Raw genomic sequence first — 14,370 nt, forward strand, 5'->3', positions numbered from 1 at the left:
CCCATACTTGCTGTGAGTTCCTTATGGAGGGAGTCTTCTTGGTTAAAATAATAAAAGATACATTAATTTTTATAGTCTAAATTATAAACCTACTATACCTAAAATTATGTGATTGTCCATTAACAAAGATTTTATTTCTTCGGTTATTTCAAATCAACTATTGACATTATACTTAAGAATAAAGGAATCACATATTTTTTTAGTGATTCCCTTGTTCTGAGAAAATAATGTCTTGCTTTAACGACAATACAGTATATGCGATTATTAATTTATTTGTTCTAGTTATGAAAAAATCTATTCCTGTCAAAAGAGCTTTCTTCAAAGAAAAACTTCCTATTTTCTTCTACTTATCCTACCCGAAAAGTAACTAAGATGAAAATTTTGATAATTATATCTACTATTATAGAATTATCCCCTTCTTGTAGCTATTCCACTAAAGTTCATGCTTATATATTGATTCTCTGATTTATTATCACCAATGTTGATGAATTCATGCATTGCTTATTCTATACACAAATTGCTTTTTGAATTATCTTTTTAGAATAAGTAAAGAAGGATTTCTCTTTTATGCACTTCTTCCCTACCAGTCTTTAACTTGTCTTTAATCAACAATAAGAACAAATCTTCAATATAGTACCTCTTCTGTAAAACAAAACCATAAGTAAGATAATTTCACTATTACAAATAATGAGATGTTCTGTTTCACCTTTTTACATTATCTAAAAAAAGAACTTGTAGGAATTCTTACAAGTTTTTTTTTGTTTTCTTTATTGTCTTCTTATTTACATACGCAAGATTTATATATTTGGTGTTGATACATACTATATGTATCCGATAAAATAATTTGAAAATTAATACGTAATTAATCCGTTTTAAGAAAAGGAAATTTCATAAATCTTCAATCACAGTTTCTAAGTTCACCTGATAGAACGTATAAAGACTCATATCATCTTTTGATTATTTTTGAATGCTTTATTCTAAGTATATTCGACACGAATTGATTATTTTTTATGAATTTTCTTGAAAAATATTGTAATATCACTCCATTTTTTCTTCTATTTTGTTATGATGTTTATAATTAAATTAGATTAGGATTTTTTTAGAAAATGGAGGCGTATATTATGAGTGTCTCAGTAAAAGGAAATGAGCAATTAACCTCTCTATTGAACGACTGGTATCGATCTATGCTATCTCAGCAAGTTATAAAAGCTACTAATCTAAAAAAGAAAATTGATGAAAAAATTAATAAGTTAAGCATTGAACCGGATCAAGAGCATCAGGATCAAAATTTGTTACTATACTATTCACTACTCGAATTTCGTTACAAGGTCTTAACAGATAGCCTTGGTATTCAACAAAATAGTTTTGATACTATTAGCGATTATGATATGCCTACAGATCAATTTCTACAATTCTATTATCATTTTTTCAAATCCATTCATTCCACTTTTATATCAAATTATACTGAGGCAGAGGAACATTATAAACTAGCAGAAAAAATATTGGTAGCTATACCAGATGAAATTGAACATGCTGAATTTTACTATAGAATTGCTACTTTCTATCACCATACCTATAACAATCTCGCTTCTATCGAATACGCAAATAAATCGAGAGCAATCTTTTCAAAGTACGAAGGTTATGAAGTAAAAACAGCCTTTTGTAATAGTTTGCTAGGTGGTTGCTGCATCTATTTAAAACAGTACGAACAAGCAGAAGAATATCTACATTGTGCAATTGATTTACTACAAAAAAATAGGGAAGAAGATTCCTTATTATACGTAAAAAATACTATGGGGTGGCTGTATTCTGATCAAAGTATGTCTACTTTAGCTATTCGTCACCTTTCAGAAGTAACAGAGAAAATCCCTACACACTTCAAGGCTATCTTCCTACAAGCTAAGGAACATTATAAGTTAGGAGAACAATCAATGGCCGGCCAACTCATTGATAAGGGACTACAAATTTGCAGAGAAATTCATAACGAAGAATACACACACCACTTCTCTATTTTAAAAAAATTAAACGAAAATATTCCATTGGAAGAATTAGAAAAAATCATTCAAGAAGGAATCTTATACTTTGAGGAAGAAGAATTATGGGAATATGTTGTCGAATACGCCGAATTATTTGCCACAAAATGTAGACAATTAGAGAACCACCAAAAAGTAAGTGACTATTTCCATATTTGTTATCAAGCAAGACAAAAATCAATCGCAAAAGGAGTGTTAAAATAATGAAAAAAATTAGCTTATTATTATCAGGCATTGCTTTTATTGGGGTATTAACGGTGGGAATTTTTCAGTTTTCTAAAACAGATCAACTTGCTACTCATGGGCATTATCCTGCTCCTTCATATAGTGTTGGCGATTATGGTGGTGCACCACCACAAATTTAATGTAAATGTATTTAAAAACCCTCCAAATGGAGGGTTTTTAAATGGCTTATCTGCCTGTTCAATACGCATAGAGAGTACATATTATACTTATTTACTATGTTATAAGATTTTTCATTTCCACTCTGTAACAAGATTCTAGCATTCTCTCCTAGAATCTCAACTTAAATCTTAAATCCACCAATTAACTCTTGAAGTTCTTCCGCCATCTGTGCTAATTGTATTGCTGAAGAATTTATCTCTTCCATAGAAGCATGTTGTTCCTCAGATGAACCAGCTATCGTTTGCATACTTGAAGAATTTTCTTTTACAGCCATAGCTATTTGATCAATCGATGTATCAACTTTCATTGCATCAGTTGTCATTTTATTTGATAGTTCTACCATACCCTGCACTTTTGATACAATATCATTTGCAGATTTTGAAATCTCATAAAAACTTTGTTTTGTATCGTTAGCAACCTTAATTCCCGACTGTACTTCTACGCCTACTTCATTCATAGCTTTTACAGTCTCATGTACGTCTGCTTGTATTTCCTTAATTAAACTTCCAATTTCCATTGAAGATTCGGATGATTGCTCCGCCAACTTTCTAACTTCATCAGCAACAATTGCAAACCCTCTCCCCTGTTCCCCAGCTCTAGCTGCTTCAATCGCTGCATTTAATGCTAATAAATTTGTTTGTTCCGCAATATTTTGAATCGCTTCTAATATACTGCCAATTTGCTGTGATTTCTTATCTAATAATTTTATGACATTATCGGATTGAGAAACAGAGTGATGGATAGACTGCATTTGTGTTACAGTTTGTTCTACTAATTGTTCACCTTCATTTGCTTTTTGTTTAGTGTATATGGATGAAGCCGATACTTCAGAAGCATTCTCAGCTACGTATTGAATATTTCGTGTTACCTCACCAATTAATTCAGCTCCAGACTCAACTTCATTATTTTGAACCTCTGCACTGTTCGAGATTTCTTCCATCTCTTTTGTAATTTGTTCTGTCGCAACACTTGCTTGCTCTACACTAGCAGTTAGTTCCTCAGAAGACGCAGCTACATGTCCTGCAGATGTGTTAATTTGAGAAATAATATTACGTAACGACTCTGCCATTGTATTGAAACTACCACCTAATTGCCCAAGTTCATCCTTTGAACGAATATCTATTTTCTCGGTTAAATCTCCTTGACTAATTCTTTGAGCTGAAATGACTAATTGTCTTAGTGGAGTAATAATAGATCTAAGTATGAATAGAATTACAATTCCACCTAACAATAATGAAGCACCTATTATAGTGAGCGTTTTATAAAAAATAGGATTGGTAGCTTCTTCAATTTCTTTCGTAGGCATTACGCCAGCTATTTTCCAACCTGTTTTTTTATTTGTCTTAAAGCTTATGTTTCGATCTTCACCATTGAGGCTATAAGTAATTACTCCATCTTCTGTCTTGTACAATTCATCCACTAAAGTTTTATCTAATTTCTCTCCAGGTTTTAGTGATGGATGAACAACTATAGTTTTATCTTGACTAACTATAGATACAAATCCTTGCTTCCCAATTTTTATCATTTTGGATGTTTTTACGATATCTTTAATATTCAAATCTACGCCAATGACACCACTTTTATCTGCATTCTGCTTTGCAATTGCAATTACCATATTTCCTGTAGACTTTGATTTATATGGAGATGAAACAATAATCTCTCCATCTGCTTTTACTGCATCCTTATACCAACTGCTTTCTAGCGGATTAAACCCTTCTGGTATTTTTCCAACAGGTGCATGAATAAATTGATTGTTACTGGATGCCGTATAAATTGTTTCTATCTCTGGATGTAACTGTATATATTGATCAAATTTATTCTGTACATTTTGCGATTGTTCAGGATTATAATCCCCTTGTGTGAGTACCTTTGCAAAATGAGTGATATCTGTATGCTTATTTTCTAATTCATCATCAACAATCTTATCTAAAATACTTATATTATCTTTTGCTGATTGTAGAATTGTTTCATTAAGATCTGTTTTTGCTTTATTATAAGATAATACTCCTACGATAAGGCTTGGTATAATTAATATTGCTATAAATGCCATAGACAACTTCGTTTTAAGCTTTATTTGCCCCAATCTTTCTTTTATATTAAACACTAGCTACTTCTCCTTTTCATTTTTACTACTTATATAGTTTATTTAAATTTTTCTCCTTTACTTTTCCACATTCATTTATGGTACCATTCGAAATGAAACCACAATTACATCCTATTATCCATACTTTATAATTTAGAGATTTAATTTTCACAGACAGAGTTTTATCTGTCCTCCTTTCGAATATGTTATTTTTCTAGATTCAGCAATTATTAGACTACGAATTATTCCAAATAAACTTGATGCAACATATACTTCATTTAAAAAATAATTATTGGATTTGTTTGGATAAAAATCTAGTTTAGCGCTAATCCAATCGGATGAAATTCTTACCATAATACATTCACTAAACATAAATAAGTAATTTTTTTTTAATACTTATATTTAGCTGCCTTTTAACCATTCTAACTGTATTATTTCATCGTTTTATCTATTTATTAAAACCACTTTTGTATTATTGAATCACTAAACTATAAATTCTAAATAGGAGAATAAAATAAATTAGAGAATTACATTGTAACACATATATATAAGTTGTTAATATTAAAATTTAAAACTTTACTATTTTTCATATGCAATATTACATGCGAAAAGCCATAATTTTTTTGTTATACTATGCATGTGGATTTTTCATCCAAAATCCACCCAAACGCATATTTATATATATGCCACCCTAATTGATGAAAGTGAGAAGAGTGTTTATCATTTTTCTCACTTTTTTATTTAGGCTCTGTTAATATTGATTATTGATAAAAAGTATTAAATAAGGGAAGACACCTTAGAGTTGGTGCTTCCCTTATTTGTTGATTATTCAAATCTAAAATAGGTATTTTCTAAACCTATTCTTTGCTTTAATGTTCTGCCCAAAGCATAATTATTTGGTAATTCTTTTTCAATGACACAAATAATATAACCTGCTTTTCCTGTTGTTAAATTAGTTAGTTGTAAGTAGTTAGTGTTGTCGTAGATATAAGAAATAATATATTCATAGAAATTATTTTCTTTATCTTCTCTATTCATACCAACATTGTACAACCTAACTCTTGCTCCTACCCAAATTTCCTCATCATCATCAACATTACTTAAAGGCATCCATTTCGAGTTATCCAATATTTCACCCTTTTCTTAATTCATTCGTTTATACACGAATGTTGCTAGACACAAACTATCATAAGCATCCGTCATTTCATTGATTAGACGACCACCGACAGAGAAAAAAGACTCAACATAGCTTTTTACCCATTGAAACACTTGCTCTTTTAGTTATTTTTACATTTTGAATCTACGAAAATGAATTCCCTTATAAAAACTCTAACAGAGAATCTTCCTTCCAAATTTCACCTAGGGAATTATTTGTTTTCCAAAAAACCTACCAACATCTTTATCAACTCATTTTAGAATATTTAAACAATAATTCCATATACATTACCTGTATAAATTATTCATTTTCTTTTATATAAGACCTACCTTTTTACTTTTAATAGATTATTAGACATTGGATTATTATACATAAATCCCAAAAACATGCGGTATTTTGTAGAATTTTGTCTATCAATATGTATGTACACCCTTTTGTAGTGGATATAGACTGTGAGGTGTAAGGAGATACCTTACAAAATAATAAAAAGGAGATTATAGAATGAGTAGATTAACAAAATTCTCAAAGTTAGTATTTGCAACTTTAATTGCGGGAAGTAGTCTAAGCACCTTTGTTTCGTCACACAGTGTACAAGCTGACACCTTAGATCCTAATTACCAAGACAATGTAAAATTCATACCACCTTCTAGTGCTAGGCCAAAATTGGAACAAAAAAACACTATTGTTCCAGAAGCAAAAGTTGTTAAAAACCATTATGTAAAGTACTCTAAAGCACATTTCCAAACTAAAGAAAGTATACCAAAAGAGATTTATTATTCTTCAGAAGGCTTTAAGGGCTATATACAGGCAAGTACCGTTTGGGATATGGGAGATCATTTCGCAACACTATATTCCGGAACCGTTATTCGATGTTAGACTTTTAATCCATTCTCCCCTAATGCTTAAAATGATTAATAACTCACTGCCAATACTGTAATATCTATTGTTCATAAAATAAACCACAAAATCTTTCGATTTCATGGTTTATCAAATATAAAGATAATGCTAAACGAATACTCTAACATTACCTTCCCCAAAGTTAATTATAGAGTATTTTCAAAAAAAAGACACTCTTGTAGTGTCTTTTTTATAGTATTTTAAAAAGAATTCCACCTACTAACACCTTTTTGTTGCGCCTATTCGTTTATTTCAATATGATACTTTTCCATCTCGTATATGCAATAGACAATGATAGCTAAACTCCAACTGACACTATAATAATTATGTGTGTAGAAGTCATAGCCCGCTTTAATACCTTTCTCTATTACAACTAATGTAAATCCTAAAGCCACCCATCTGTTAATTTTCATCTTTATAAACGTTAAAGAGATAATTATTAAAAATAAAATATTTGTAAGATGATTTATCATTAGCTCATATTTTTGAATGTATACTGCCATTATACAAGCAACGATATTAGTCGCAATGCCAAAGGCAATCACCGCTCCCCAAACCCTGTCCAAAAGTCCCACTCCTGAGTCAGTCCCTTCCTAAACAAATATCCCTTTCTTTAATTCGTTCCTACACCCTATTCAAGATATGCTAAATTATCCTTGTCTGATGAATATCTATTTATCTTTTCATATAGAGCAAACAAAATTTCTACTCATAATTTTTTCTTTATTAGACAAACTATGTCTAAGCCGTTTGGACTAACGGCTTCACTCTTCTGGTAATGGGATAGCACAATTTATTGAATTGACTAACTCATTCAACCCACTGGCACCGGCAGGCAACAAAATAGTTGTCTGCCATTTTCATGTATACTTTTTCTAATTTCATTTCAAACCAAGTGTGTGCTGTACTGATTTCAAAAGGACAGAATTTCATTTTTTAAAATGTAAAAAAGATAAGGTCCTGTCTACTTTTGGTATAGGACTTTTTCTTTTCACACATACTATTTTTGAACCTGTTTACCAATACGTGTCCTAATGGTATCTTGAATTCCTCCTAAAAAGGGCTGCAGATACGACTGCATGCCCTTTTATTTACGTTGCTTCTCTATATTGAATAAAATAATTAAAAACTAAAAATGTAATATTACATATTTTTTCTGTTCAGATTATGTTAGGATTTACTTCGTAGTCGAATTATGGTTTCGTATCTAATTCAGCAATATGTGAACTGTTTACCTAAAGAAAAGACACCCAAAAGGTGTCTTTTCTTCTTTTAATCTAAAAAACATTTTTTCTTTTCAGTAAGATCCAATTATCCCTCTAACCTAAACCTCATAATTAAAGGCAATTTAATCATGGTACTCAAGAGTTTTCATCCATTTCAATATACCTATAGCTTAATTTAAAATCACATTTCCAGCACTATATTTGCTTTCCTACAGATTTTCTGTCTTGTTCTTAATTCTGTCAAAATCCTCATGTAGCTATACAAAGAATATATGCTACTATGATATTAAGAAACTATGCGTTCCCTTAACCCTGTATCCGGCCCTGTATTTATTACAGGGTCTTTGTTTATTTTATTTACTTTTATTGGCTTATAAGGGTTAATACACAACCAATTTCAATTAAAACCGTTTAAATGTTAGTTAGGATTTGAAAAAATATATCTATTAACTTTTTTAACAAATGTAATCTAATATTAAATTTCTAAATCTATACTGTACTATACACCAGTTAACACTATATAAATAGTATTAACTATCTTAATTGAATATTAGTAATAGTAAGTATAAATATTATCAATTTACTACATCTTACATTTATGTAAAAATAAATACATGTTAAGCTTTTTCAAAATCTTTCCCCTAATAAAGATTTGAAGTAGCATTTCATGATTCTCCTTACTGTTAATATGCCTTGAAAAAGAACCCTATAGGGTTCTTTTTCTTCTCATTATAACCTCAGTAAGTCCTTATTTAACATGCAAAAAGGACTGCTAATTATTTGCAGCCCTTTTACACGTTAATATACACTTGTATTACATGCTTAAAACTTTATTGTATTAGGTATTTATACCAACTAAACATGCCATTATCATTTAGATATATAACACTTCAAAGTTTAGAAGTATACAATAACAAATCTTTCCCAGCTTCCAGCTACATAACTAGTAGCTGTTAATTCTCTACCACCATTTGCTGATATATATCTACCATTACTTAGTGCTTGTAATACATATATCCTATTGTCTCCACCATTATATAAAATAAACTTTTCCCATGCACCAATTGATGTACGATCTGCTACTACTCTACCATTTGGCTCAAACGAAACATACTTCCCATTACTTTTAGCTTTTAAAGCGTACGTATATAATTCCCCAGTCGGAATTAATTCGAATTTCTCCCATTCATTAACTGCATTACGATTTGCTATTATATTTCCCGAAGGCTCAGCCGAAACATATTGTAAATTTGCTGCCTGTATAGCAACTGTCCAACTTCCATTAAATAAATTTACGCCTTTTAGTAAGCCTGCTTTTGATAGATTGGCTGCCGATACATCATTCGATGGTATAATCATCACTATCATTAAAACCACCGACAAAACCATTAAAACTAACCTTTTTGAGATTGTATTACCACTTGCACGTGTTATGAGCCTTTTCATTATCATTCCTCCCTTAATATACAGAACTCATATACATTATACTAAATATGTAAAATATTGTAATAAAAGAAAGGGTTTATCAACAAATACCTTACTATTCTGTTTCTTTTTTCTCAAATCTATAGCACTTAAACATGTATCAATTCTCAAGCGCATTTTTTAAATTATTTTCCCCTGATAAAAAATATAGCAGTTGATGACAACGAGAGTATATATAAAAATGAGAGTATTTTCCTTTCACTTTTCTTTAAATAAAAGCCAAATAGCCGTTCACAATGAACGACTATTTGCATCTAATTAATACTTAGAATGTTTTTCATATTAATCTATTTTGTTTAATCCTGTTGAAGTAACTTGATAGATTCTTTTTTTGCCCATATATTCTTGTTTATTATTCTCAAGATTAATAAGTGTAGCTCGTGTCTTTTCCTTTACTGCATCCCCTTCTATATGGGTAAACTCAATGTAATCTCCCACTTTTACGGACACGATTTGGCTTTCAGCAGTTTGTTGTCTATTTCCCACGATTTCCTTATTGTACACAACACTACCGGTTAAACTCTTTACTGTAATACTTGCATACGTATTATTAAAGTAAGAATGTGGTACGCCTGCTTCTAAGTTCACCTGCATTTTCTCTGTTGTCCTATTATAATCTACTTTTGCGATTTCTCTATCACCATATCCTTTTAATGACCACCCAAAATGATTTCCATCTAAAACCGTTGTTTCTGGCATTTTTTCTACTTTCTTCAAGCCTTCTTTTGTAACTTGATATCTTGCTGTTTTTCCAATGGTTTCATTTTTGTTATTTTCAAGGTTAATTAAAGTTGCTCGCGTTTTTTCCTTTGTTGCTTCTCCTTCTATATGGGTAAATTCAATGTAATCCCCTACCTTGACGGGCACAGTTTGGCTTTCAGTATTTTGTTGTTTATTTCCCACGATTTCCTTTTTGTACAGAACGTTACCAGAAGAATTCTGGACCTTAATACTAGCATACGTACTAGCAAAATAGGAATGTGGTACACCTGCTTCTAGTTTTACCTTCATCTCTTCTACCGTTTCATCATAATCTACTTTTGCAATTTCTCTATCACTATATCCTTTTAATGACCATGCAAACTTGTTTCCTTCTAAAATTGTTGCTTCTGGCATTTTTTCTATTTTCTTCAGGCCTTCCTTTGTAACTTCGTATAGGGCTTTTTTTCCAAAGCTCTCTTGTTTACTATTATCTACATTTGTAAGAGTAGCTCTATGTACACCTTCTAGATGTGTTAACTCTATATAATCGCCTACTTTGACTGGAACTTTCTGCGATTCAGCATTTTGCTGTTTGTTTCCATAAATCTCTTTGTTATAGACCACTTTACCTGATGTGTTTTGCACTTTAATACTTGCATATGTACTATCAAAGTAGTCATGTGGTACACCTGCTTTTAGATCAATTTGCATTTCTTCTGTTGATTTATTTAAATTTACTTTCGCAAATTCAAAATCTCCAATCCCTTTCAGCGACCATGCAAATTCATTACCTTCAAAAATGTTTGGAGATTCATTTTTGATTTGTACCTTTTTCTCAACAGTTTGATCAAATATATCCGTTAATACAATTTTTGCATAAGCATTTGTTGGTAATGATATAGATTGACTGATTCCATTTTGATAAGATTTAATATCATTAATTACGTTAATAGGTTGGCCCGTCATATTTTCATTGTTATAAATTTCAATTTTCCCCTTAAATTGCGGTGTACTATTTTCTTTTAGTTTCCAAGATACATTTAATTTTTCATTTTCATAATATATAGATTGGATATCAAAATCTAGTTTTCCTATTTCAGGTTGAGTAGGTTGATTTAGCGTGAATATTTTTCCTGCCCCAATAGTAGACTGCGTATTACCTCCTGCTTTGACCCATACATATTCTGAAGTAGATCCTCCATCATATTGATAAGTATTATCATGCGTTCCAGAAATACTTTGATTATTCCAAGAACTCCATTGTTTATCAACTAATTTTCGGCTATAACCATTTTTCAAGCGCGCTTCTCGAACATTCTGTCCACTATCAGCCCAGTCTTCTTGAAACATTCCTAAACCATGATTAAATACAACATTAGCAACCGGAAAGTCCATAATTGCAATTTGATGCCATTTATTCTTTGTTACATCTTTCATCCATTGTCCAAATTTAGTATGACCATTTTCTTGCCATGAACGCATTGTCATTGTGTACCAATTGTAGTCTTTCCAACCATAAGTTGTTTGAACCTTCATTCCTGTTCCTTCTCCTCCAAAGGGTCCAGCTTGCGAATTCGGAGATAAGTATTCGGCCTTTATTGCTTCTTTAGAGGAAATTGGATCCCATAAGGCAAAATGTAAAGTACGTTTTCCATTTTCATCAAACCCACTTTGTTGTTGAAAACCAGCATATCCTCCAGCTTCACCACCTGCATTCCAGTTGTGTACAGCCCAGTACGTATAAGGTGGTGTCTGAACTGGTGACCAGTCTATACTAATAATATCTGAGGCAGATATATTTTGGGGACTCACATAAACTGCTGGAGCAGCTGAATGTGTTGCAGCTTTAGTGTGCAAAATAGACGTTCCAAACATAGAAAACATGCTACATGCTGCGGTAATTATAATAACTTTATTAAATCTTTGCTTTGTTTTCTGACTAATCACTAATCTACATCCTTTTCTAATTTTTATTATTGAATACTAACGTAGTAGAGAAATCTATCAAAATTCAAACAACATCCAGTAATTCTTTAAAATACTGGATGTTGTTCTATCTTTACATCTGATTCTTACATATTAATTGATTGTAATTGCTTTCCATAACGATAGTGCAAATATCCAATTCGGGTCACCATTTCCTTGATGATTTTGAACAGCTTCATACACTGTCCCTTGATGTTCTACTTTATCGCCCTTTGTATATGCCTTCTTTGGATCCCATTTTTCATAAGATACATTTTGATCTTTGGTTTTTACAAGAAGAATTTCACTTTGGATTGATGTATTTCCAGCTGCATCTACAGCCTTCACTGCATATTTATATTCCTTATTAACTGTTAAGTTTTGATCAGTAAACGTCGTTCCTTGTACCGTTTGAATCAATTGTCCATCGCGTAATACCTGATATTCTTTTACACCTACATTATCTGTAGAAGGATTCCATTTTAGCTCTACACTGTTAGAAGTAAGGTTGCTTGCATATAATCCTTTTGGCTGTGTTGGAGCTTCTGTGTCCGGTTTCGGATTAACAATTTGATTTACTTTCTTCAGACCTTCCTTTGTAACTTCGTACATGGCTTTTTTTCCAAAGCTCTCTTGTTTACTATTATCTACATTTGTGAGAGTAGCTCTATGCACACCTTCTAGATGTGTTAACTCAATAAAATCTCCTACTTTGACTGAAACTTTTTGCGATTCAGCATTTTGTTGTTTATTTCCATAAATGTCTTTATTGTATACTACTTTCCCTGATGCATTTTGTACTCTAATACTCGCATATGTTTCATTAAAATAATGATGCGGTACGCCTGCTTTTAAGTCTACTTGTATTTCTTCTGTCGATTTATTGAAATTAATTTTAGCAAACTCGAAATCACTAATTCCTTTTAGTGACCATGCAAACTGGTTTCCTTCTAAAATATTATTTACATTAGGCATATCTGGTTTAATTGGATTAGAATCCGTACCCTTCCAAATCTCTGCTGTTAAAATTGGATATCCTAATGCAGCTACTTTTTGAATGGTATCGTTATTTGGACGTAATCCCCACTTCTCAAAGAAAGGAATCAAATTTTGTTTGGCTACTTTTGATGCTGAAATCATAAATAATTGTTTTTTATTTTCATCAGTTTGTGGAAGTTCACTTGAAGGCATGTCTCTATACAATTGATGCAATTTAGGATAGAAATCCTCTCCATACGCTAACTGTAGTTGCCAGAGCATAACAAGTTTTACAAAAACATCACTAATTTCGTCATAATTTTTATTCGTTTGTTCTAGATATTGAAACGCTTTTGGATAAACTCCACTTTTCTCTAAGTTGGATGGTTGATTAAATGCTTTTTCTACAGAAAGGCTGTATATATTATTTTGTACTTCTGTCATATTATAAAACTTCCAGGGTGATTGTTGTCTCAAATGTCCTGCCTCATGCCAAGGACCCCATCCATCTGTTACAAATTTATTAATATCTAACACGTATTGGATTGCATCTCCTACATATGCTGTTCGATAAGAAGTTGCATACATATAATAATCAGGAGAATGATTTTCTTCTACGTAATGAACATAATGTTTATCTACTTGTTCTTCAGATAATCCAGCTACTTTGTCTTGAATTCGAGTAGCTTCATCCATCTTTTTTAAGAGTTGTACAGGATCCGTATTAGAACCCAACAAATATTTCTTAACACGTGCAGGGCTGGCCGTAATTAATACACGTTCGCCTTTTAACTCCACTGCATGTGCATTAGGATACTGGTCCAGCATGTTTATTAAATCTTGTTTCGTATGCTTTCCTAGTTCAAAGAAAGGCGTAGTCGTTCCACCTGTTGTGATTGTTGTTCGAATGGTACCACCTTGTTGTTTATTATAAAAATAAATCAGCCCCCCATTTGGAGATTGGATTGTGTTTATACCAGCTTTTAATGTGAATGATTTTATCTTAGAATCTTCTCTCCAAGAAGCATCATACGAATACGTTCCAATATATACCTGAATATCTTGATTACCTTCTACATTAATCGTTATTTGTTCATTTGGCTTTGCATATAAACCAGTTGGTTCATATGGACTAAATGCCATATTTTTTCTTTCCTGTTGTTTCAGTACCTCAACATCCCCTTTTCCTGGGACCGTAAATACTCTATTTTCTGATTTAACTGACTTTTCACTTTGCAGTGATGTCGATAAATTTTTTTGCTGCTCCTTTTGCTCCGCAAAGACATCTGATGAAGAAATCATTCCAGTCGCAAGCATAGTTACTGTAGCAGTGGCCGCAAGTATTTTTCTAGTTTTATGTTTTGAATTATTCCCCATATTATCTCCCTCATTTTTCCTTAGTACTCTTAAGTTTTTTGTTTTCTTCTCCATTTTTTTACA

The 14,370-nt window shown here is 31.7% G+C and carries 9 protein-coding genes; 3 read left to right on the plus strand and 6 right to left on the minus strand.

All coding sequences use genetic code 11. The annotated features are described in order from the left end of the window. Positions 1 to 1,121 precede the first annotated feature (1,121 nt). Together NST90_RS16360 and NST90_RS16365 are read left to right on the plus strand one after the other, a co-directional pair. A complete protein-coding gene (locus NST90_RS16360) occupies positions 1,122 to 2,237 on the plus strand; it encodes a Rap family tetratricopeptide repeat protein (protein ID WP_025708925.1) in 1,116 nt (371 codons plus the stop codon). Then, entirely contained in the window at positions 2,237 to 2,398 is a 162-nt protein-coding gene (locus NST90_RS16365; protein WP_000724107.1) for a hypothetical protein, read from the plus strand. The genes NST90_RS16360 and NST90_RS16365 overlap by 1 nt, the downstream gene beginning before the upstream one ends. Positions 2,399 to 2,559: 161 nt before the next feature. Here NST90_RS16365 and NST90_RS16370 read toward each other — a convergent pair whose 3' ends face one another. After that, positions 2,560 to 4,542: a methyl-accepting chemotaxis protein gene (locus NST90_RS16370; RefSeq protein WP_025708927.1), complete on the minus strand. Its 1,983-nt coding sequence runs from the start codon at positions 4,540 to 4,542 to the stop codon at positions 2,560 to 2,562. A gap of 804 nt (positions 4,543 to 5,346) precedes the next feature. Further along, positions 5,347 to 5,631 carry a hypothetical protein gene (locus tag NST90_RS16375; protein WP_002024558.1) on the minus strand — a complete coding sequence of 95 codons (285 nt, stop codon included), beginning with the start codon at positions 5,629 to 5,631 and terminating at the stop codon, positions 5,347 to 5,349. Positions 5,632 to 6,178: 547 nt separating this feature from the next. Between NST90_RS16375 and NST90_RS16380 the strand changes: the two genes are divergently transcribed. Then, positions 6,179 to 6,553 (plus strand): hypothetical protein, encoded by a 375-nt coding sequence (locus NST90_RS16380; protein WP_000088960.1) that lies wholly within the window; start codon positions 6,179 to 6,181, stop codon positions 6,551 to 6,553. Between the two features lie 260 nt (positions 6,554 to 6,813). Here the strand turns inward: NST90_RS16380 and NST90_RS16385 are convergent, their stop codons facing one another. The 4 genes from NST90_RS16385 to NST90_RS16400 all read right to left on the minus strand — a co-directional run bounded on the left by NST90_RS16385 (position 6,814) and on the right by NST90_RS16400 (position 14,307). Continuing rightward, on the minus strand, positions 6,814 to 7,149 hold the full coding sequence (locus tag NST90_RS16385; protein WP_025708929.1) for a hypothetical protein: 336 nt from the start codon (positions 7,147 to 7,149) through the stop codon (positions 6,814 to 6,816). A 1,548-nt stretch (positions 7,150 to 8,697) separates the two neighbouring features. Further along, positions 8,698 to 9,246, minus strand: coding sequence for a hypothetical protein (locus NST90_RS16390; RefSeq protein WP_025708930.1), 549 nt, complete (start codon positions 9,244 to 9,246; stop codon positions 8,698 to 8,700). 321 nt (positions 9,247 to 9,567) lie between these two features. Further along, positions 9,568 to 11,934: a putative mucin/carbohydrate-binding domain-containing protein gene (locus NST90_RS16395; protein ID WP_025708931.1), complete on the minus strand. Its 2,367-nt coding sequence runs from the start codon at positions 11,932 to 11,934 to the stop codon at positions 9,568 to 9,570. 132 nt (positions 11,935 to 12,066) lie between these two features. Beyond that, entirely contained in the window at positions 12,067 to 14,307 is a 2,241-nt protein-coding gene (locus NST90_RS16400; protein WP_046392936.1) for a M60 family metallopeptidase, read from the minus strand. Positions 14,308 to 14,370 lie beyond the last annotated feature (63 nt).

The organism is Bacillus sp. FSL E2-8900, from assembly GCF_037966225.1.
GTDB classification, from domain to species: domain Bacteria; phylum Bacillota; class Bacilli; order Bacillales; family Bacillaceae_G; genus Bacillus_A; species Bacillus_A cereus.

Coding starts and splice junctions, on each gene's coding strand:
- NST90_RS16360 (WP_025708925.1), top strand. CDS start 1,122: ATGAGTGTCTCAGTAAAAGGAAATGAGCAATTAACCTCTCTATTGAAC.
- NST90_RS16365 (WP_000724107.1), top strand. CDS start 2,237: ATGAAAAAAATTAGCTTATTATTATCAGGCATTGCTTTTATTGGGGTA.
- NST90_RS16375 (WP_002024558.1), bottom strand. CDS start 5,631: ATGCCTTTAAGTAATGTTGATGATGATGAGGAAATTTGGGTAGGAGCA.
- NST90_RS16380 (WP_000088960.1), top strand. CDS start 6,179: ATGAGTAGATTAACAAAATTCTCAAAGTTAGTATTTGCAACTTTAATT.
- NST90_RS16390 (WP_025708930.1), bottom strand. CDS start 9,246: ATGAAAAGGCTCATAACACGTGCAAGTGGTAATACAATCTCAAAAAGG.
- NST90_RS16400 (WP_046392936.1), bottom strand. CDS start 14,307: ATGGGGAATAATTCAAAACATAAAACTAGAAAAATACTTGCGGCCACT.